The 23,409-nt window shown below is 50.0% G+C and carries 11 protein-coding genes; 7 read left to right on the top strand and 4 right to left on the bottom strand.

The genetic code is table 11. From position 1 onward, the window contains the following. Positions 1-1,183 precede the first annotated feature (1,183 nt). The 4 genes from pbpC to E3J62_02130 form a co-directional block, all read right to left on the bottom strand. A complete protein-coding gene (gene pbpC / locus E3J62_02145) occupies positions 1,184-3,523 on the bottom strand; it encodes a penicillin-binding protein 1C (protein ID TET47217.1) in 2,340 nt (779 codons plus the stop codon). Beyond that, positions 3,524-8,935, bottom strand: coding sequence for an alpha-2-macroglobulin family protein (locus tag E3J62_02140; protein ID TET47216.1), 5,412 nt, complete (start codon positions 8,933-8,935; stop codon positions 3,524-3,526). It abuts the gene before it with no gap. Positions 8,936-9,022: 87 nt separating this feature from the next. After that, on the bottom strand, positions 9,023-9,724 hold the full coding sequence (locus E3J62_02135) for a hypothetical protein (GenBank protein TET47215.1): 702 nt from the start codon (positions 9,722-9,724) through the stop codon (positions 9,023-9,025). 194 nt (positions 9,725-9,918) lie between these two features. Continuing rightward, positions 9,919-11,769, bottom strand: a complete 1,851-nt coding sequence (locus E3J62_02130; protein TET47214.1) for a T9SS type A sorting domain-containing protein — start codon at positions 11,767-11,769, stop codon at positions 9,919-9,921. Between the two features lie 589 nt (positions 11,770-12,358). Here E3J62_02130 and E3J62_02125 point away from each other — a divergent pair. The 7 genes from E3J62_02125 to E3J62_02095 all read left to right on the top strand — a co-directional run bounded on the left by E3J62_02125 (position 12,359) and on the right by E3J62_02095 (position 23,268). Beyond that, positions 12,359-14,791: a T9SS type A sorting domain-containing protein gene (locus E3J62_02125; protein ID TET47213.1), complete on the top strand. Its 2,433-nt coding sequence runs from the start codon at positions 12,359-12,361 to the stop codon at positions 14,789-14,791. A 154-nt stretch (positions 14,792-14,945) separates the two neighbouring features. Then, positions 14,946-15,893 (top strand): ChbG/HpnK family deacetylase, encoded by a 948-nt coding sequence (locus E3J62_02120; GenBank protein ID TET47212.1) that lies wholly within the window; start codon positions 14,946-14,948, stop codon positions 15,891-15,893. Between the two features lie 13 nt (positions 15,894-15,906). Further along, entirely contained in the window at positions 15,907-18,078 is a 2,172-nt protein-coding gene (locus E3J62_02115; GenBank protein ID TET47211.1) for a S9 family peptidase, read from the top strand. A gap of 325 nt (positions 18,079-18,403) precedes the next feature. Then, positions 18,404-19,663, top strand: a complete 1,260-nt coding sequence (locus E3J62_02110) for a tetratricopeptide repeat protein (GenBank protein ID TET47210.1) — start codon at positions 18,404-18,406, stop codon at positions 19,661-19,663. Positions 19,664-20,042: 379 nt separating this feature from the next. Further along, complete coding sequence (locus tag E3J62_02105) at positions 20,043-20,792, top strand: DUF541 domain-containing protein (protein ID TET47209.1); 750 nt, start codon at positions 20,043-20,045, stop codon at positions 20,790-20,792. A 198-nt stretch (positions 20,793-20,990) separates the two neighbouring features. Continuing rightward, entirely contained in the window at positions 20,991-21,383 is a 393-nt protein-coding gene (locus E3J62_02100) for a hypothetical protein (GenBank protein ID TET47208.1), read from the top strand. Positions 21,384-22,236: 853 nt separating this feature from the next. Continuing rightward, positions 22,237-23,268, top strand: coding sequence for a T9SS type A sorting domain-containing protein (locus tag E3J62_02095; GenBank protein TET47207.1), 1,032 nt, complete (start codon positions 22,237-22,239; stop codon positions 23,266-23,268). The last annotated feature ends 141 nt before the right edge of the window (positions 23,269-23,409 follow it).

Genomic DNA, 23,409 nt, shown 5'->3' with positions numbered 1-23,409 from the left:
ATGTACCGGGCGGCAGATTCTGAATAAGTTCTTGAAGAGCCTCTTCTGAAGGAACTCCGCCTAAAGCACTTCCGGCGAGCATAAGAACAACAACTGCCAACAAAACAGTACTTAGCCGCATGCTGGTCTTCGCCTCCTTTCTAAAAAAAGCTAAAGTCTTCAGCCTAGATAACAAGACACTCATAACCATACCCTCTTTCTGGACATTGTGCGCGTAACTCCCAATAAGACACTGGTGCAAGATTTATGCCGGCCTGAGAACCTCAGACCTGAACCCATAATTGTAAGCCTTACAAAGACTTATCTCGCATACCCAGACAGGGCAGATGTGCTATTATGAGGAATATCGCCACAAAGCAAAACCGTATGGGTCAGATTGCCCCTCAGTCCGCTTAGATTTCAACATGTGCAAGAACGGAAACTGAATAGCATTGTCTGTGTTGATGTATAACAATATATAATAACATATTGCCAGCCACCTGATTAAGTCCTTGCTATTCTTTTCCCCACGCTCTGTCATCAACGTCCCAACTTCTGTAAGTTTCTATCTTCCAAGATGATAGCGAATTGACTCCGTAATCGCGGGCCGAAGTTGGTGAATATTGCCACACCGGCTGGGTCTCGTCCCGCAGCAGAGGCTATTCAGCGCTCTACTACACAACGACTTAAGAGGATGCTCCACTCCACGGAGCACAGTCCGGCAGTTTCCTTTCCTCGGTCTCAAGTGAACTCAAATCGCAAGAACCGAACTGAGTTAGGGGGCTGTCCCCGATTCCACGCACATAACGACGCACGAAGACAAGTCGCTCTTCCTGGAAGTCCATAATCAGTGGTATCAGAAGTACAGACAGTTCATAAGAGAACTGCCCAGGACAAGTGTCGCCAATACTGACTTGAAGAGGGCCATGACTCTGATCAACAACGCTCTGCCAAACATGTTTCACTATCTTCAAGACCCTAATATCGCTTCAACTACCAATCTACTGGAGAACTTCTATTCTCAGCTCAAACAGCATTACAGAGCCCATCGCGGACTCACAGAACAACACAAAATCTCGTATCTAAAATGGTTCTGCTACCTAAAAACTCGAGAAAAATAGCAACACTCTGTGAGTATTATGCCCAGAATGACAGCTCGTACCTGGTTATTGCTGCGGGGTTCCTCGGAATTTCCAGGAGTTGATCATCGGATATTCAGGACCATGTCCGTGGAGCGACCCTCTTCATCCATACAGGTCAGCGTGTGTTTTCCTGGAAATGGCGTGATGAATACCCTCTCTGTGGGGTCTCCCTGGAAGACCAATTTGGAATCCAGAAACCAGTAAATCTTGCGGACACTGTTGGAAACAGAAGCCTCGAGAAGTATCTTCTGGTTCTCAAGGCCAACACTTTCACGTATGAGATATTCACTCCTGGCAGATGGAGAGTGTATGACTGGTGGTCCGCCTGCAATCACCTCTGGACACATGGGGTAGTGCTCTGGAATCCTGCGAATGCGCAATCCATTCCTCTCCATCCAGGTGGCTATCTTCGGGGGCCATATCTCAAAAACCTCTGTCTCATACTTGCGATTTATGCGACAGCGCGAACACAAACGAGCTCCGGTTTTCTTGTCCACGTTGAAAGGCTGATGAATTGTACAACCGACATGGGGAGATTTCCCGGGCACGTAATATTCTCTCTTAAGAGCAGAGCAGTGAGCCGAGGGGACCATGCCGCTGAGAGCGCAGACTTCTCGTTCCTTCACACAATCGGGCTTGACGAACCAGCGCTTGGGCGTAGAAGAGGCGAGAGCGTTGAACAGGTGGAAAAGGATAGGGGCTGCCGCTTCAGCGCCGACCAGCGCAGGTGATCCCACACCATTGAAGTTGCCTACCCAGACACCGACCGTAAAATCGGGGGAATAACCAATGGACCAAGCATCCTTGTGTCCGTATGATGTTCCCGTTTTCCAGGCCACCTTGGGCAGATTGATTGAAGACTCCCACGTCTTGGGGAAGTCAGGCCGCGTGACTTTAGTAAGCATATCGGTGATGATGAACGCCGTACCCTCTCCAAGGAGGCGTCTCGACCTTTGCGCGGGCTGGTCGAGAAGCAGCCGGTATGTGAGGAACTCCCCCCCGTTTGCCAGCCCAGCGTACAGGGTCGTCAGTTCCAGCAGTTTCACCTCGCATCCTCCCAGAATGAGGGACAAGCCGTAGTACTCCCTTGGTCTTGTGAGCGTTGTAATCCCTGCTTCTTTCAAGAAAGAATAGAGGCCTTCCTCCTTGAAGCGGGCAGTGAGATTGACTGCTGGAACATTCAGGGAATGAGTGAGCGCCTCTTCAACAGTAATCACACCGCGGTATCGTTCATCGTAGTTGAGTGGGCGAAAGCCGGAGTAATCCACAGGAACGTCAAGCAGGATACTCTGGGGCGAGACCAGACCTTCGTCCATCGCCAGTGTGTATACGAAAGGCTTGAGGGCGGAGCCGGGAGACCTCAGCGACAAGGCGCCATTCACCTGGCCCCCAGCTTCTTCGTCAAAGAAATCGAGAGAGCCCACAAGCGCCAGGACTTCTCTCGTCCTTGTGTCCATGACAACGACAGCGCCCTGAGTTATCCCTTTTTTTCTCAACGGACCCAGATAGTTCTTGAGAACATTCCTGGTCAGAATCTGAATTCTGGTATCTATGGTTGAGACGAGCCGGTTCTCATAAGGGTATCGCTGTTTCAGATGGCGCGCGAGGTGCGGCGCAATGAACGGCATGGGGAAACGTTTCTCAGGTAAAGGCTCGGACACGGCCTCCAGGAACTGGTGTTGCGTTATGGCCCCTCTTTTTAGCAAGCGCCTGAGAACCTTCTCTCTCCCTTCCTTGGCTTTGCTCTGTTTCGCGTCCGGCCGGTAGGCCGTAGGCGAGTTCGGAACGGCAGCCAGAAAGGCAGCCTCCCCCAGGGTAATGTCTTTCTGGTGCTTGTTGAAATAGAAGTAAGAAGCAGACGCCGAGCCAACAATGTTACCACCGTACGGTGCCAGATTGAAATAGAGTTCCAGAATGTCGTTCTTGCTGTAAGCCATTTCAAGTTGGACAGCACGAACCGCTTCAATCATTTTGCTCTTAAGTGTACGAGGTTTTGGTTCCATCAACCTTGCTATCTGCATCGTGAGAGTAGAACCACCTGTGACAATCTTTCCCGCTTTCATATTTGTGATGGCAGCCCTGATAAGAGAAAAGGGGTTGACGCCGAAGTGGTACCGGAACCACCTATCTTCAACTGTCACGACAGCGTTCGTGAGATGTGGAGAAACTTCTGACAGAGGCGCGGAGATCCTCCACATGTCATCCGTGGACGTGAATATCCTCAAGGGTTTCTCGTGCCTGTCCAGGACAAGGACAGATGTTGGTGGGAACAGACGTTTCTCAGGGAGAGGGAAAAAGACTCTCCCCAGAAGATCAACCAGAACGACGAGGAGAATGAAGCCACCAATCACCGAGGCGGAGATCCTCAAGGGCTTGGATTTCCAGAACTTGAGTCGGTTCATCTATTCGACCACCTGGATTTTGCCTGTTCCAGACACAGAGGATTTGGCCGGGTCATACATCGCTTCCGCCGCAATGGGTGGCAGAATGAATTTTCCCCGTGTCACCGCCCTTATGGCGTAGTAGAATTTCCGTTCTCTCTGGCGGGGTAGGCTGACTGAAATAAGCAGACGGTCATCACGCATGTCCATGTAATCAGAACGATAGTCCCTCCTGCCAATCCACTCGATACCCGCTCGGGACTCAAGCCTCGGATTTTCAATCTCGAATCCAGCGGGCAGGAGGTCAGTTATTATCACGTGGTCCAAGTTCTCTGTTAGGGCTTTACAGGCAATTAGACCAACAATCAGGTCGCCCTGCTTGAAGACCATATCTTCGATTGGGTGACCGGTCTTGGTCAAGTAGGTTCTTCGAACCTCGAGTTCCTCATCGTACTCGGGAATGTCCGGGTCCTGAGAAATACCGAAGGCTTTCCAGTAGTAGTAACAATTTCCAGAACCTTTGACCTGCAGAGATACTCTCTTGCCTCCCCAGTCTTTTGCTGTGAAACGCTGGTCTCTGGAGTCAAAATCCGCGTAAGGATTTCCACTGATAGTGATTTTCCCCGTGTAATGCCCTGGTTCTTGTTTGCGAAAGATTTTGCCCAGTGCGAGGAAAGCAAAGGCGTTCTCTTGCGTGGTGTACCATCGGTTACGCTTTGAAGCTCTGTCGCTCAAAGTTTTGACCAGACGCAGGACTGCTGGATTGTCCGGGTCCACTTCCGCGAGAATATCAAGCATGATGGCTGCGGCTCGAGTGGAGGAGTTGAAGTTCCTACCTGATTCCCTCTTTACCTCCCCTGGGTCGACAGTGGACGGCAAGAGCGTTGAGGCAGTTTTCAGGTCACCTGAAAGGGCAAATGCCCCTGCCAGATGATACTGACTGTAATCACCCATGTTATGTAGCTCATTGTTCTTCAAAAAGAGCATGGCGCTTCTGTTTGGCTTTCCAGCAGCCGCCAGCACGTAGCAGGCGTAGGCCCTTCTCCCCAACTCCCACCTGTCGCGGATTCGGGTCCTCACATTTCTCTCCAAAGCGCTGATCATCCTGTCATAGACTCTGTCAGAGACCTCGTAACCAGCCTTGCGTGCCTCTACTAGGAAGTGAACCACATAGATCGATGTCCACGCTGATCTGGTCCACCCACGAGGCCAGAAGGTGAACCATCCATCGGACAACTGCATGTTCTCAAGTTTTCGAATACCCTCTCCGATGAAGTAGTCTGGACCCTTCGTGCCGAATAGTTCCGGTTCGACTAACCTGGCAAGGTCATTGAAATATAAAAGGGGAAATACCTTGGAAGTGGTCTGCTCCGCGCATCCGTGGGGGTACCGAAGCAGATACTGCAGGCCGCCGGCAAATTCGAGCATTGGGAAAGGCGATAGACTGAGATCAAATTGAGTCGTCCCCGAGATCCAGTTGCTCGGGAAAGCAAAACTGCCCTTCTCCCCCGCTTTCACCATACCACTTCCCGTCAGAGTGATAGGCGGTGATGGTGGACGCAACGGCAGTTCGGTAGTTACCTTCGCTTTTTCATGCCCTCCTTCAGCGGTGAGAGTGAAAGTGACCTTGCCCATGCCTCTCAAGGCTTTGACAGAATAGACGATCTGGCCTTCTTCTTCTGGTTTGAGCGACAGCGTTTGAGAAGAAACCTTCAGCTCTTCTACCGGCCCCTCTACATTGAGGGTGACAGTGAATCGGTCCTTTCTTCCTGTACCGTTGAAGACGCTCACCGGAATCAGAAACTCATCGTCAGATGAAATGAATCTCGGGTACGTTGGTGTGAGAACGATGGGCTCACGGACTATTACATTCTTCCGAGCAGAACCGAATTGCTCTCCCGAAAATGAGAGGACCATCACTCTCAAGGTCCCATTGAACTGGGGAACATCAAGGCTAACCGACCCACGCCCCCTGGAGTCTGTTTTCAGAAGACCCGACCAGAGAGCCACGGGCTTTACTCTCTTCACAGCTATGGGGATGAGTCGCTTTCTCCTCTCTTCTTCTGCCAGACCTCCAGAAGGACTTTTCGGAGTAGTCGCTTTCTCCACTTCTGGAAGAATGGCCGAATAGAGATCATAGGACTCGACGGCCAACCGTTTCTTACTGAAGAAGAAGTCGAACGCGTCCGGGGTCTGGAAATTCGTCAGTTGAAGAATCCCCTCGTCAACCGCCGCAATCGTAATGTAGTGACTCTTTCTCTTTCCTTCTACAGTAAAATCAATCTTCAGAGGTCGCTCAGGCCTGACCTCTGTCGGCACGTCGATGTTCAGAGTATGGCGGTTATCGCCGCAGTCCACAAGGAGGGGGACAGCACCATAGGCTCTGACCGGCGCGTGCTGTTCCAGTGAACTTGTCGAGCGAATGACACTTGCAGATAGATACACATTTGGTTTGTAGTCAGAAGAAACCGGAATCTCCAGAGTGGCTGTGTTCTCCTCCATCATCAGAATACGGTGATCAACGACCTTCTCCTTTTCCACTGTTAGAATCAGCTTCCCCGAGAAGGGTGCCCTGATCTGAACTTTGGCTGTTTCGCCGGGACGGTACGAGGGTTTGTCCAGGTCAAGCTCCAGGCGTTCTGGTTTTTCCATGGCCCACGGAGCGTACCCCCATCCAGAAACATAGAAGGTCATAGAACTGCTGCTATTTGAGTTTTTGTCCCTTATTTCCGCTCGGTAACGGCCATAGTCGTCCGGGGTCACTGTGAATCTCTCTGCCTGTTTCTTAGAGGTGAGTCTGAAGGACTCAACGAGTTTTTCCTGCCGTTCGGAAACATACCGGTATCCTCTACGGCCGGTCCTCCGCAGGACGTTCTGATAGACAATCTGATAAAAAGAGACTTCACACTCTCGTCCAGGGGCAACCTGCTTGTTCTTGTCGAGGATGATGAATTCCAGTTCCACGGGTTCATCTAGTTCAAGGTAGCCCTCCTTCAATCGCCTCAATCCAGCATAGTGTGAGTAGGCGTGCACATCGAAGCCGTGCCGAGCGGTAACTGATCGGCCACCAGGTTCAAAGACAGTGGCAGTGAGAATACACTTTAGACCGGAGGGCGGGCTAAGACCCTCGGGAAGGCTAATGTAAAAAGTGCGCCTTCCATTTTCGTCGAGACGAGCCGAGCCTGCATCCCTGGACTGTTTGTCAAACTTCTTGTTCCCATCCCTGAAAGTGAAATGTTTCCATTCGGCAGCAGAGAATGACATTTGCTCGATCACGTATTTTACCTCACTCCTCCGCCCCGCAGCAGGAGGACCAAAGAGGTTCACAGCTTCCACCCGCACTGGCACCCTTTGCCCGATTGAGTAGGCGGCTGAGTCTGTTTCCATCTTCACTTTTATCCGATCAGGCATGAACTCTTCGACACCAAAAGATGTCCGCCCGATTTCGTTCTTTTTTCCAAGAAATGCCTTAGCGGTGTACCGGCCAGTCCGTATGTATGAAGGCAGATGAACTTCGAACTCACAGCCGCCTTGTTCGTTTGTTTCCTTCCTGAATTCATAGAGCATCTGGTCCTGTGGCCCCCAGACCTCTACCCTCAATGGGAAGGAAGCCGGCACGATCATCTCAGGTTCCCTGACAATACTGACAAGGTGAGCATTTTCACCCGGACGATACACGCCCCGGTCTGTGTAGAGGAAGGCAGTATATCCATCAAGCAGATAAGGGTTTCCACCCACCTCGAAATCCGAAAAAGAAAGACGATTCCTGCTCAATTCTATGAAGGAGAGATCCTTCTCATGAGAAGCCACAATAAAGAACGGATCAAAGTCACCGATGGCTTCTCGAGTAGCGGAGAACTTGGCTAGTCCATTGGAATCGGTAAATCCTTCAAGCAAGGTTTGATTATTCCGGCTGATGAGAGTGACTTTGGCGCCACGCACAGGTTTTAAAGTAGAAAGAGAATTGACCCATACTACAAGTTGGTCCTCTGTCATTTTGGCCATTATGCCAAGATCAGTAATCATCGCCCATCGATGAGATGATTTCCACCGTTCACCTGGTTTGTATGCTCCGACGCTGAAGATCCCGATGCGTTCGTCGTCGAGGTACTTCTGCAAATTGATGGGTGTAATCACTTCCTCGTTCAGAACAGTAGCAATGGCAATCTTTTCCCTGCTGACCATCTTACCCAGGTTCCTAACATTGTATCCGTACCGACGGCCACGGTCGTACCTCAATGTGCCAGTGTGAAGAAGATATACGAGATTATTCGCGTAGATCTTGACTACTTCGACTTCTACGCTATCCATGTTGACAGTCTCAAGACCCACATTGAGATTCCCTTCGCGCGATAGATAGATCCCCTTTCCCACAAACTCCATCCTGGGCTCCAGATTCTTCAGTGCGACTCTATCAGAGAATTCCCTCTTCAGTATGGAACCATCCGTAGCCATCATTCCCGGCTTGACAGTGACTGTATATCCTATGCCGGCCTCGAAGCTCCCCAGCAGTTTGATGTACCTGTAGTCGGAAACCATCTTGACATCGATGGAAGGTTCCACTGTGATATACTGTTCAGCTTCGTCGGCGGCAACAGGTGCGCTGAACTTTATCTTCAGCGTGCCAAATCTTCCCTTCTGGTCTGGAATAAGTCCTTCAACCTTTAACTCCCCCTTCCCTTTCACCCGGATGTCTCTCACATAGTCCTCGGACAGACCCAGGTTTCCCTTAATCGGCTTGAGCCACTGGACCACCTTCAAAACGACAGTACGGTCTTCCTCCCACCGAGCCATTGGTTCCGTCTCGAATCTTATCTTTTTGTCTGCCTCCTGAGTGGTAATCTCGTAGGGTATAGTTGGGTGCCTCCCGTATCTGAGGCTCATGTATTTTTTGACGTCCTTGGGGTCCACAGGATAGTTGAAAGCAACCTCACCTTGCAGGATTACCTGCTTCTTGATGTCGGGACCGAACACAAGTGACACAGAGGCGTAATCTACTCGAAATCGAGTCGTATAGAATCTGAACTTCCTCTTACCTTTCAGAAACTGTCCTTCACGGACTATCACTTCTGGCAGGACATGTGCCGTATAATTGGAGGAAGGAAGAAGGTAGGCTTCGCTGAAGAAACGGAGTTTATGGCGTGCAATCCATTTGAATTCACCTGGAATTGATGGGTTGAATACGAGTGGCGCTTTTTCAAGTGGAACATTTATAAGGGTCTCAGGGACTATTTCCTGAGAGAATTCCACTGTGAAATTGGTTGTCTGCGGGACCCTTCCTTCTGGAGTGAATGACTCAATAGTGACGGGGATCCTCCCCCTCGGAATAACCAGTATGAGTATTACTCCGACGGCAATGACCGCCAGAAGAATGACAATAGTGAGCAGCAATTTCCGACTGGGATCTCTTGAGGCCTGCTTCTCCTCCTCCATCCTCTCCTCCTTGTTTTTTTTGTGACGGGTTCTGCTATTCTTTCCGAAAAATCACAGACTTTCAAGCAAATTCCATAGGGCGTGAAATCAATCGCGAGCCGCTCGCCTGGGTGCAATTGGAAACCATCCCCCAGCATTCAGACCAGCAGAAAGGTAGAAATGGTCCTCAATTTCTTCTGCAGAGGGAAATCCAAGGTACCCGTCCGCTTGAACTCTATTTGTAGTCCAGTTGAGCCAACCGGCACCGAGCTCGAGAAGACCATATGTGAAGCTCACTCCAAAGTCCAAGAAGGTGGCCCCATGCGCCCCGGGGCTGAGCGGGAAGATTAGCGCATTCGCATCTGTGCTCCAGTAACTTCCACCAAAATAGATACAGAAGACCTTTGATGTAAGGTCGATGCCGCCTGGCACAGCTCGATCGGACCAATAAGGGATAGCATAAAAGTAGACTGGCAGAAGCGTTACGATATCATCTCCAAGCTCGCGATAGACTCTGCTCATAGAAAACGAAGTCCCGACCCCCACATTCTTGTAGGCGTATCCTGCCTTGAGGAGATGTATTTGAACGTGTGCTGGCAGACCTCCAGCGACGCTCACCACACTGAAATATCCACGATGACCTGACTTGTGCTCAAAGGACTGAGTGCCGTGCGCCGCCCCTGCACCCATGACGACACATAGGCTCACTATTATTGCAGGAGAACAGGTCGTCAGTAGTGCGCTACCGCTCGCTTCTTTTCTCACCCTTTTTGTTTCAAGAGCTACCAAGTACGACGCCCGAAAATTCATTTGCAGGCACCCGCCTTTAGGCTAGTCTACCTCGAAAAGGCTCCATGTCAACCTCTTTTGTGACACTGACGTTGGTGCCGCCGGGGAACGCGGCCTCGTCAAACAAGCGGCCGTAGGACAGCCCAAGCGTGCAGGCATGAACTGATCTTTCTTTTGTAAGTCTTTATGGAATAACGCGCTATGAGAAGTTCGTTCTACCTGAGCAAAATCATCTTTTTCATTTCGAAGTGGTTTCGAGCCTCCAGGCGGTAGAAGTATATTGCGCTGGATGCTTGCTTCGGAGACCATTCGACTCGGTGGACCCCAGCCTTCTGTTCCCCATCCACGATGGTATCCACCAGCCTGCCCGCAATGTCATAGACCCTGAGAGTGACACCACCAGCCACCGGCAGAGAATAGCTGATCACCGTTCGACTGTGAAACGGATTCGGTTCGTTCTGAAGCAGCTCAAACGTTGAACGTTCAACATTCAACCTGGAACCTTGTTCTTCCACTCCAACCACGGCTTCGACTCGAGAGAACTCAGAAGTGTTCAGTTTTAGGTCAGTGACAGTAGTGGTAACGAAATCGCTGGAGCTTAATCCAGCGACCACGACAGTCCAGTTTCCCCCTGTGTCAGGTTCGGCGGAATCAAGAAAGAGGTCTCCTTCCCCATGGTTGGCTGGATCAGGAGAAGCCCTGAAGACTTCTATGACAGCCCGTGAGGGGGCCACGTCAATGTCCACTGTGCCGGTGATTGTCGCCAGTCCAGCATCATAGGTGATACTCGTTATTTCCGGGAAGTTGAGTTCTTCATTCGGGCCAGAATCAGGATCCTTGAGGTCGTTGAATGTCACGCCGTTGTCCCCCAAATCTATACCTAAACCTACATTGTCGTAGATTGAGTTTTCCGAAATCCGATTCTGGTCTGCATTTGACGGACTGTTCGGGTGCTCCCAGACCAGGACTCCGTTACGACCGTTATAGGCGATAACGTTGTTAGGTCCAATTTCGTTGGCAATTGCCCAGCCGATTTCCCCGGTTGCGCCCTCCACGCCAATACTCACCCCATCTCGACCGTTCGGCAGTGGCGCAAAGGCAGCACTCAAGCCGATGATGTTCTCCTCAATGACGTTTTGACGGCTGAGAACCCCGAGACTTGCATTTCCCACAATACACACACCCTCAAACTCATTTCCTGAGATGAGATTTCCACGTACCACATTATTGTGTGCTCCTTCGCCGATGTACACACCACTGTACTTGTTTCCTAGATCTGTGTTTCCACTGATGTCAGTACCGATATAGTTGTTGAGAATTCTGTTTGAAAATATATCACCCGGAGGGAAACCTGAGATCCTGATACCATCACAATGGTTACCTGATATGAGATTGGCATCTATGATATTCTTCGTCGCGTACATCTCACCAGACCCTGGCCTCACCAATATGTTTATTCCCGCAGAAGGCATTTCCTGATCATAACCGTTACCCCGGGCGACGGATCCCGTCCGGTCCGTCCCAATGAAGTTGCAGAAAATGTAGTTGAATGAAGCAGTGTCCTGCACAGCCTGTATCCGAATCCCGTCGTTTTCAAAGCTGTCTATGACTATTCCCTGAATTACATTGTTCGAGGACAATATAAAGAAGCCGGGAACAGGAAGCCCGTGACCCGGCCCCAGGTTTCTTCCGTCGAGCTCAATCTTAAGGATTGCCGAGCTCGGAGGATTGCTTCCGGGAGAGGCTCCAGATTGTGTGAATCCGTTGATCGTCACACCGGAAGGGTCCACGAGCGGAGACAGTGGGCTCAACGGCCTAATAATGTGAGGGCCGACCCCGGGTATGTTGAACCGGATGATGTCGTGTCCAGGCATAGTATCTGCACGAATAATGGCATCTTCCAGGCTCCCTGGACCCATGCTGTTAGTGTTTGTCACTGTGAAAGTGGCTGCGATAGCAAGCTGACAGGCGACCAGCAGAAACACCAGCGCGGATCCCACAAGCAGCACCAGCGGCTCCGGCCACCTGGATTCCCCCGTATCTAACTCACCAGGGACCTTTTTCATTCTACCCCCCAAAGGATAGTGCTTTGCTCCGGGTCAGCGCCGCCCCGTGCAGGTCATTGCCTGCAGCAAATACTACAACAAAATATAGGCCACTTTGCTCCTTTAAGCAAGACCATTTTCTTGATTTCCATGAGATTTTCTGCCTGAAGACGCTAGAAATAAACGCAGCCAAGCCAGGAGCTCCCGCGGAACGAGGTACCGTGAAACGCCCGCTCGTAAGGCGAGCCGGGCAGGCAGGCCCCGTGTATCTCGCTTCATGAGAAACGGGGCAAGCAGACAAATTTGCAATTTCGAAATCACCAACTACAAACTATTGATTGCCAAGTACTTACAGCAACACGTGCCTGACGGCATGTTGCACAATTTCGAAGGTTGAGGGAGGAGATGAGGGAATTTCGTAATTTCGAAGGTGCAGGGGGAGGGTGATGGGAATTTCGAATGCGGGTGGTAGGTCCGGCGGGGGGCTTGAGAAATGTCTTGACACAAGGGGTTCGACGGATTACAGTTTTTCGGGGCGAAAGGGGGTGTGCTTAGCGTCCTCGTGAATGTGAGTTTTTTGAGCAGTATTCAGCAAGGAGGAATTGTGAATATGAAAAGGTTGCTGTTCGTACTGGTTGCATTATTGGGCTCAGCCTCATTTATGTGCGGCTCAGCATTTGGCTGGGGCAGCATCACTGGGGATGTTTATGATGAGACGACATGGGAGCCTCTCGCGGGTAAGTACGTACACGCGTACGATGAACCGGGCGGTACAGTAATCGAGTGGGCAGTAACGGACTCCCTCGGTAACTATACCCTCTACGAACTTGAACAGGGCCTGTACTACGTCTGGGTCTACGGTGGTGAGAATTGCGCTTCTGAATGGTGGGAGGATACGCCCGATCCTGAACAGGCAGACCCTATTGAAGTACATGACGGCGAAACCGTTTACCATATTGACTTTGGGCTGACGTGCGAGGCTGATTATGGTTGCATAACCGGGAGGGTTACGGACGAAGGGACTGGTCAGCCGATCAACGACGCATTTGTGAGGGTCTACACAGATCCGTTCGGCGACCCTGTTGCCGATGCTTTCACTAATGTGTACGGTCACTATGAGATCTGCGAACTCGAGCAAGGCATATACTTCGTGCATGCTCACGCACAGGGTTGTGAGGGAGAATGGTGGGATAACCAGTGTTGCCCCGGAGATGCTGATACTGTTGAGGTCCGAGCGGGACAAACCACGGACCATATTGATTTTGCTCTTGAATGCGAGCACCCTACAGGCTGTATAACGGGACGCGTGGTAGATCAGGAGACTGAAGAGCCAATCCATGAGGCTTACGTGGCGATATACTCTAGTCCTCGCGGTGCGCCAGTGGCACATACTTATACGAACGAGCACGGTGTATATGAGATATGTGGCCTTGAGCCAGGAATATACTATGCCTTTGCCCATGCATACGAATGCGAGGGAGAATGGTACAACAATAGGAGGCGCCCGGAGAATGCTGATCCCATTGAAGTCCATGGAAACCAGATCACAGACGGCATAAACTTCAGTCTACTCTGTGAGCATCCTGGCACAGGCTGCATAGTCGGACGGGTGACTGACGAGGAGACGGGTGGGCCTATTAACGACGCATTTGTGAGGGTCTACACAGATCCGTTCGGCGACCCTGTTGCCGATGCCTTCACTGGGATAGAGGGTTACTATGAGATCTGCGAACTTGAGCAAGGCGTATATTTTGTTTCCGCGCATGCACACGGATGTGATCTAGAGTGGTACGAAAACAAGTGCTGTCCCAGAGAGGCGGATAGTGTTGAGGTCCGAGCCGGTCAGACCACGGACCACATCGACTTCACTCTGGATTGTGGTGAACACACGGGTTGCATAGTAGGAAGGGTCACGAACGAAGAGACTGGCGAGCCTATCAATGACGCGCTCGTCAGGATCTACACAAATCCTTTCGGAGATCCTGTTGCCCAGGGTTTCACCGGCTGGGATGGCTACTATGAGATTTGCGAGCTCGAGCAGGGGATATATTTCGTTCACGCTCACGCGCGGGAATGTGATGGAGAATGGTACGACAACAAATCCCGCCCCGGACAAGCGGATAGTGTTGAGGTCCGAGCGGGGCAAACCACGGACCACATCGACTTCACTCTGGACTGTGGGCCACAAAACCTCTGCATCTGGGGTAGGGTCGTTGATGAGGAGACTGGATACGGAATCAATGACGCGCTCGTCATGGCCATGATGCTTGACACTTCCTACGCCAAATACACATTCACCAACCAGTATGGTCATTACGAAATATGTGAACTGATTCCAGGGGAGTATGTTATCTTCGCGCACGCTGGAGGATACATAGGAGAGTTTTACGACAATGTCTACAGGTGGGAGGAAGCCACACCAGTAAGTCCTCCTGAAGACGGCATCGACTTCAGTCTTGGACACAGATATCACGACAACAAGATGATAAAGGGAAAAGTCTACTGCGGCGTAGATCCAGCTCCAGGAGCCTTGGTTTATGCGTATTCCGAGAACGCAACTCTTGGGCAGGAGCCTGTTAGCTCAGCCACGACACAGGAAGACGGAAGCTATGCCATTCCAGGTCTTTCCAACGGAACTTACATAATCACAGCGAGTCGCGTTAACGATCCAACTACCAGTTACCCTGTACCAGTCACGATCAAAAACGGCGATGTGAACGGCATCGACATACACCTTGGAGCTACAAGAGTTGAGGAAAGCGTAGTTACGCGTACAAGCCTCCGCGGAATGTTTCTCAGTGCCACACCCAACCCGTTTAGGGACGGAATACGCTTATCGTACACCATTCCTGCTGCATCAATGGTTAAGCTTCAGATATTCGACCTTAGCGGAAGATTAGTGGCGACTCTTGTGGACGAAACGCTGGGACAAGGAGTGTACAGTGCTGAATGGACTCCTGAGAGGCTCTCCTCGGGGTTGTATATCTCCAGACTCTCGTGTGGTGAGGCCAGTCTAGCACAGAAAATCGTCTTTGCGAGATAACCAGTTCAGCTACAGTTGTTTACTCGAGCCTGTCGGCTCTCCAACCGGCAGGCTCGCACTATTTTAGGCTGTCAGCTCTCAGCCTGAAGAAGCCCGCGCTATGTTTAAAATGCGCATTGATAAATCGCCGCTCCAAGGATAGAATGTTATTGAAATGTCGAAGAAACTATTTGTACTTATAGCCATTTCGCTGAGCCTTGCGTCTTGTACTGCGCCGTTCAAGATGGCCAGGCCTTCCCCTGAATCAAAGGCTGTGCTGGAGCCAATTGGCGCTGAGACAGCCCTCATCCTGACAGCAGATGATTTCGGCAGGAACCGTGCGACGAACCTGGGGATCATAAGGGGGATTGAGCAAGGGATGGTCACTTCAGTAGCGCTGATGCCTGTGGGCTCGGCTGTTGAAGAAGCTTATGATTATATATCCGAGCACCCTGATCTCGATGTTGGCATTCATCTTGTCCTTGCCCGGGACAACATGGAGCCCAAGTGGAAACCAATTCTGCCCCCAAAAGAGATTCCAACGCTCGTCGAATCTGACAGTGCGTTCTCCACCTCTATATGGTGGGTCTTCTGGCAGGCTGAAGGGAGCGACATCGAAAAAGAACTGGAGGCTCAAATTCAAGCTGTACTTTCACGAGGCATCGACCCGACCAGCCTGAGCTTCCATAAGGGCTTCTTTCAAATGCATGATCCAAAGACATTCAGCATTGTGATCAAGCTGGCCAAGAAATACAACCTTCCGGTGAGAAGGCAGACTATCCTACACGATCGAGCTATAAGAAAAGCTGGCATACTAACCACGGACAAGATCGTATATGACTTTGGAACCTACAGCAACAGAAGAAAGAAGAAGAAATTCCTGAGCAGTATGGACTGGCTTCCGAGAGGCATAACAGAATTCATTCTACACCTGGCAGTTGAAGGTGAGGATGAGAAGGATGTGAAAGGTCGCGTGGCTGAACTTAAGATCATAACTGATCCGGCCATTCAAGATTACGTCAGGAAAAAGCAGATCAAGCTCATTGGATTCAAGCCACTTCGTGACCATCAGAGGACCCTCAGCACGCAGGACGAGGGTAACCACGGCAACAGCAAACCCTGAAAGGAACCTCCGTATGACGCATAATACACGATTTGTCGCTCGGCTGTCACCTATCGTTTCGTTCAGTCTTGTTTTTCTGTGTATTTCGGGTTGTGTCCGTCCTCGCCCCCATGTGAGAACCTTCCCAACAATAGACAGGCAAACCATAACTCCTCCTGTCGCAAGAATAAGCCCCAAGGCAGATACCCTACACGGAGACATTCGCATCGATGACTATTTCTGGTTGAGAGAAAGATCCAGCCCAGAAGTGATCGAATATCTTGAGGATGAGAACAAGTACACTGAAGCCATGATGAAGCATACCGAGAAGTTTCAACAACAACTGTACAAAGAACTCCTGGGCAGAATCAAGGAAACAGACCTTTCTGTGCCTTACAAATTGGATAATTACTACTACTATTCGCGCACTGAAGAGGGCAAACAGTACCCAATCTATTGTCGAAAAAAGGGAACTCTTGATGCTGACGAAGAAATACTGCTTGACCAAAACGAACTTGCAACCGGGCACGAGTACCTGGAGCTTGGTGTGTACAACGTGAGTCCTGATCACAAATTCCTCGCGTATTCGGTCGATACAGTGGGTTCAGAGAGATACACGTTCTACATAAAGGATTTGGAGAAGAACGCGCTCTTCGAGGAAGAGATTCCGAACACCGGATACACTCTTGCGTGGGCAAATGACAACCGGACCATCTTCTATACTGTTGAGGATGAAGCAAGTCGTCCCTATAGGCTCTACAGACATACACTGGGCACCGACCCTGACAAAGACTTCCTCGTCTACGAGGAGATGGATGATGCTATGTTCCTATACGTATCGAGAACGAAAAGTGAGAAGTACATATTGATGGAACTGGGAAGCCATACCACCACAGAAGTCCGCACCTTGAGTGCCAACGAGCCTACAAAGGACTTCAGGATCATCCATCCACGTCAAAATGAGATGGAATACTACGTTAGACACCTTGGGGACAGATTCTTCATCCTCACAAATGACCAGGCCAAGAACTTCAGGTTGATGGAGGCTCCAATAACAGATCCATCCAGGAAGAACTGGAGCGAAATCATACCGCACCGCGATTCAGTCAAAATAGATGGTATTGATGTTTTCAAGGATCATCTGGTGGTCTTTGAGAGGGAAAATGGACTGAAGAAGATCCGCATAATCAACGTCTCCAGCGGTGAGACCCACTATGTTGATTTTCCGGAACCTGTTTATACTTTCTGGCGCGGGAAGAACCCGGAGTTCGAGTCCACCATGCTCCGTTTCACTTATACATCATTGGTCACACCAAGGTCGATTTTTGACTATGACATGGAAACCCGAAGCCGTGAACTGAAGAAACAGTATGAGGTCCTTGGCGGTTACGACGCGTCCCTTTATGAATCACAAAGAATATTCGCCGAGGTTGAAGACAGAACTATGATCCCAATATCATTGGTCTACAAGAAGGGAATATTGAAAGACGGACGCAATCCGCTCCTTCTAACTGGCTATGGTTCTTATGGGTCGAGCTCTGAGCCTTATTTCTCCTCGAATCGGTTGAGCCTTCTGAACCGAGGTTTCATATATGCAATTGCCCACGTGAGGGGTGGTGGTGAAATGGGAAGATACTGGTATGAAGAAGGCAAGCTGCTGAACAAGATGAATACCTTCACTGACTTCATTGCCTGCGCCGAGCATCTAATAGCCGAGGAGTATACATCGAAAGACGGGTTGGTCATTTCTGGTGGTAGTGCCGGTGGATTGCTTATTGGCGCCGTGACAAACATGCGGCCGGACCTGTTTAAGGGTGTTGTCGGTGATGTTCCTTTTGTGGATCTTCTCAATACTATGCTCGATCCGTCGCTACCACTCACCGTTCTTGAATATGAGGAGTGGGGTAACCCCAATGATGAAATGTACTATGATTACATGAAGTCCTATTCTCCGTATGACAATGTCGAAGTAAAGGACTATCCCAACACGCTGGTTACCGCTGGCCTGAATGACACGCGAGTTTCCTACTGGGAGGCAGCCAAGTGGGTCGCCAGGTTGAGGGCCTTGAAAACTGACAGCAACATCCTTCTCCTCAAGACAAAGATCGGTGCTGGACACGGCGGGTGGTCCGGCCGGTATGACTACCTGAGAGACATTGCCTTTGAGTACGCCTTCATTCTGGATCTTTTTGATATTAGGAAATGAGATCGCCCGTGCGAACAAAAACCACGGATGAGATGTTTGCAGATTTAGCTGTACGCTATACGGTGTACGATATACGATACCTCTCAGCCGTCAGTTTCCATCTGGAACCACAGATTTGCACAGATTATCACAAGATTATTTTTCTGGTTCGGGTTCAACCATGAGGATGTGTTTGGAATCTGTGTTAATCTCGTGAAATCTTGTGGTTTCAATGTTTTCAATTTCGTAATTTCGTGTTTTTTGTTCGATTTTCAGGCTTTGGGGTTCGTGGTTCGATTTTCGATCTTCGATCTTCGATTTTCGGGTCCCGGGAAAGGAGGATGACATGGCTAGCCGTAATATATTCTCTTGCCCGCCTCTGGCAGGCATCGCGGTTCTTACGATAGTGACCCTGTTGCTGGCAAGCTGTATTGTCCAGTCGGATTTTGACGAGGGCATTGCCTTATACCGTCAAAACCAACTGAAAGAAGCACTTCCTCTGTTTGAACGTGCTGCGAAAGAGGATGCCCGTAACCCGGATGTGCACGCGTATCTTGCAGAGACGCTTCGTCGCATGAAACGGATTGATGAAGCTGTGAAGACTGCCCGGAAGGCGATCGCTATGGATCCCTGTCACAGTTTTGCCCATACGGTTCTGGCGGAGGCTTATTGTCCCAGGTATGGCGGCTGGAAAAATACCAACGCAGACACGACCTGGCGTCACTTACTCAAGGCGGTGGAATGCGACTCAACAGACGGTAACGCCTGGACAATAATCTGGATAGAAGCAATGCAACGAGGGAACCCCGCCTTGGAAAAGAAAGCGCTGCGTTCGTTCATTACCACAGGATTTCTTGCTCCACCTCTTCTTGCCTACAACAGATGGGTACTGAAAGGACTTCCAGAAAACTCACTTTTGCTGACCAATGGTGATATGGACACCTATCCTGCAGTCGCACTCCAGGAGTTCGAAAAGATCCGACCTGACGTGGCTATTGTGAATCTCCCGCTTCTCAATATTCCGTGGTATGCGAGGATGGTGAGAGACCGCTATGCAGTACCACTTCCGTTTACAGACAAGGAACTGGATTCAGTCAGGCCTTCAAAAGCCAACAGCGGACGCATGGTCACGGTTTCCAAGAAGATTGTGGCAGGCTGGCTTGACATGCAGAAGGCAGGTAAGTTCCCACGACCGTTGGCCGTAGCAGCTACCGTGGGTGATCGAGACTTCACTCCTGACAGCCGAGACCGGATGAAACTGTCCGGACCGTTCTATCTTTGCTTCCCAGAGAAAATCGATGTGCCTAAGGATAGTACTATGCTGCGTATTAGCCTGGAGAGCATAAATCCAGACGATTTTGCTGCATCGTTTGTCGGTGTCGGGGATCGCAGTCCAGTGCGGATCACTCATACCGATCGCGTAGCCACTAATGTTACTGCCCTTGCACTGGGTTATGGTTATCTGCTACTCGAATCAGGACGGGCATCCGAAGCATACGAATGGGCAACGTGGGCTGAAGAGTTCGAGAGCAAAACCAAGGCTGGTCCTGTCTTCGCCGAGCAGATCAAAAAACTGAAGGAATCCGCGAAGAAGAAAATGAAGTAAAGCAGCTATACACTGTACGAAAACGTCAGCTGCCAATGCCTGAGGGCACTCCTGCCGGCTAACCTGCCAAAAGAAGAAACAGTGTCATTGCGAGACTCGCGGAGCGAGTCGAAGCAATCTGGCACAAGCAGATCCTTCGGTTCCCCTCCCTCCGCCTGCGGCTCCCTTCGGCGCCGCGTCAGGACTAATTCTCTCTAAGCTTCGACTCCGTCTCAGTAAGAGAGACTAAGCAGGATTAACTCTTTCTAGAATTCGACCTTCGTTCCTACTCGGTCTCATTAAGAAAGACTAAACAGGACGAAATATCTCTCATCCCGCCTACGGCGGGCTGGCCCTATTTCGTTTTCGATTTTCAGCAGTTGAAACGGAGGTCTGAGTCATGAGCAGATCCATGAGTAGAAGTATTCTTGCTTTTCTCCTTGTTGTGATGTTCGCATTATCAGCCTGGGCTGACGATCGACAGGAACCGCGTCTCATCACGGTCACTGGCGACGCCGAAGTCAAGGTAGCTCCTGATGAGGTCATCCTCACTGTTGGCGTCGAGACATGGAATAAAGATCTTGGCGTGGCGAAAAATCAAAATGACGAGCGAGTTAGGAAGGTCCTCGCACTTGCCAAAGAGTTCAAGATTGAGCAAAAACACGTACAGACCGACCACATCAGTATTGAACCGAGATATCGCGATAATTATGAAAGACGCAACTTCATAGGTTACTTTGTTCGCAAAACAATCGTGTTTACTCTGAAAGACATATCCAAATTTGAAGGCCTCCTCAGCAAAACGCTTGAAGCCGGCGCTAACTATGTCCATGGGATTCAGTTCCGCACGACTGAGCTCCGCAAGTACAGAGATGAAGCGCGTGCTCTCGCGATCAGGGCTGCTCGAGAGAAAGCAAATGCTTTGGCTAAGGAGCTCGGGCAAAAGGTCGGGAAGCCTCACACGATTCGGGAAGACCGGGCTGGATGGTGGTATCCGTACAATTCATGGTGGGGTGGTCGCTCAGGGGGCTGGATGGCCCAAAACGTAGTTCAGGATTATGGAGTTGCCTCCTCAATAGCCGAAAGCAGCATCGCCCTTGGGCAGGTCAGTGTTAACGCAAAAGTCACGGTGAGCTTTGAACTCAAATAACCACAAATGAGATATACGCTATACGATAGCCGTCAACTGAGACCGATATTCGAAAGTCGAAAATCGAAAATCGCCAGAAATCCCAAAAACTAGACGAAGGATGTAAGAGGGTTTTCAGTCGTCAGCTTTTGGTACTCACCTCAGAAATCAGCAGGGCATCGAACAACGCAATTCAGGACGTGCAAAGGGGGAATTGATATGTTTAAGAGAGATTTGTCTGTACTGGCAATAGTTGTGGTACTGCTGCTGTCAGGGTGTCGTGCAAGAGACAATGTGCCGCCAAGAGTGATAAGTACAAACCCCCAAAATGGGGCACAAGATGTTGACCCACTGCTAACAGAAATCTCGGTGAGTTTTAGTGAACCCATGATGGATGGGAACTGGTCATGGTGTTTTGAAGATAAAGACAAGTTTCCAGAAATGACAGCTGAGCCATATTACACCAACAACAACACAACGAATATACTGCCAGTAAGATTGGAGCCAGACAAAGAATATGTTATCTGGATAAATACAGTAAGCTTCAAGAATTTCAAGGACAAAGCTGAGAATCCCACAGGACCCTACAAGTTTACCTTCAAAACAAGATGATGAGCCCTATACGCTGTACCCTGCACAACAGCTGTCAGCCGTCAGCTACTGAATCCGCATTCAGGTTTTCAATTCCCCAATTTCGTGTTGTCCACTCTCTGGAGATTGCTTCGTCGCCCTTCGATGAACTCAGGGTCTTCTCGCAATGACAGCCCCTTTTCTGTCATTGCGAGCGGTAGCGAAGCAATCTGGCACAAGCAGACCCGGAGTTTGTCCTGAGAGGAGCGAAGGGACTCCGTGCTTCGGCGGAATTTATGCTGAGCATAGCGAACTGCTCAGCACTTCGCTCAGAACGACATATGCCTTACGCCCTCTCTGATGGCATGGACCTATTCCTTTTAGATTTTTGATCTTCGGCCTCTAGGTAAGCGAATTCATCACCAGTCCCGATATCTACCCCCCCTGTCATTGCGAGCACCCGAAGGGCGCGAAGCAATCTCCGGGGTCGTTCTTCAATCTTCTATTTTCGGCCTTCAGAATCTGGTGGTTTCAGTAGTTTCAATTTCGGAATTTCGGGTTTCGGAATCTTGTGTAATCTGTGGTCGTTGGTTGTATTTTGGATCTTCGGGATTTGGCCAATTAGCGCACCTCTCTGTCCCGAGGTACGGCGATTTCGTTTTGAGAGACAAGTGGCAAACCTTTGAAAGAGTCTCATCCCTCAGAACTTCCTTGGCCCTCCAGGATTTGTCCTTGACCTCTCTCTGGCACCGGTGTACTCTCCCTCGCGACCGCAGGCACTGCCGAAGCTCTTTTGTGCCGAATGTGAGGACTGGCAAGGATACACTGCCACCAGAGAACGGGAGTTTCTTTTCAGGCACCATAAAGGTCAAAATCAATTAAAAAAGGAGGAAAGATGAAACCGTTAGTGTTAGGCTTATTGGTCGTCGGGCTGTGCACAGCCGCTCCCCTCTCTGCCCAGATTGTTATTGACTGGACAGAGATACCTCACGACGTTGGCACTCAATGGAGCGTCAATATCAAATACGATGTAACTGTTGGTCTCGGCTCTCAGGGTGGCCCACACATCTGGAATTTCACTTCTCAGCCAATGGGTACGGATACCGTCAATTTTCGGATCGTTTCTAAGGGAACAACCCCATTTGCTGATACATTCCCGAACGCAAATTTGGTTTATAAATCAACTGAAGATATTGATACGATCTATCAATATATGGAGCTTAATCCGGATGATTATGGTTACTGTGGTCTTGGCTTTGCGTCTACTGGATCAACTTACGTCATCCAGTACGATCCAATGGACACCATTCCTCTGCCCTTGAGTTACGGAGATAGCCGTCACTACTATTCTTTCTATTCTCTGGAGACGGGGCCCGATTTCCTACTTACAGTCGAGAAACATGGCTTTCAGTCCCTTGATGCCTATGGGACAGTCACAATTCCCCTTGGAACATTTGATTGTCTGCGGACATGTTCATTTGATACGTGTGCAACGACAATCTTTTTTATGGGTATTCCTATCTTAAGTGACACCGTCACCCACATCAACTATTCATTCCTGACCGAAAACCACAGCACCCTTGTGTGCATCGCCAGCCACCCTGGTGAAACAAATCCGAATTATACTTGGGCCATGACACTTGAGCGTCTTCTGAACTTTTCCACCGGTATTGAAGAGTCAGACAATCGCACATTGCAGAGTATGGACCATGAACTAAGGGCATATCCCAATCCATTTACACTCTACTGCAATGTCGCTACGCCCGGGGGTTCCGGAAACCAGATCCCGACACTGCGAATATATGACCTGTCAGGAAGGCTGATCGAAACAACAGAGAGCAATACGATTGGCAGAAATCTAAGAGCCGGAATCTATTTCGTCAACGCTGATGGATACAAATCACTGAAGGTTCTGAAATTGCAGTGAACACTCCTGAACCAGCTGTGCGCCATACGACAGCTGTCAGCTTCTAAACCCGCTCAACTTTCTGCGCAACACGTAAAGGAAGCACTGTCATTGCGAGCCAAAAAGGCCCGGCTTTTCCAAAGAAAAGACGAGGCCTGCCTG

This window comes from candidate division TA06 bacterium (genome assembly GCA_004376575.1).
In the GTDB taxonomy this organism is placed as follows: Bacteria; Hydrothermota; DG-26; order E44-bin18; family E44-bin18; genus E44-bin18.
This window is presented reverse-complemented; position numbering and strand designations above follow the sequence as displayed.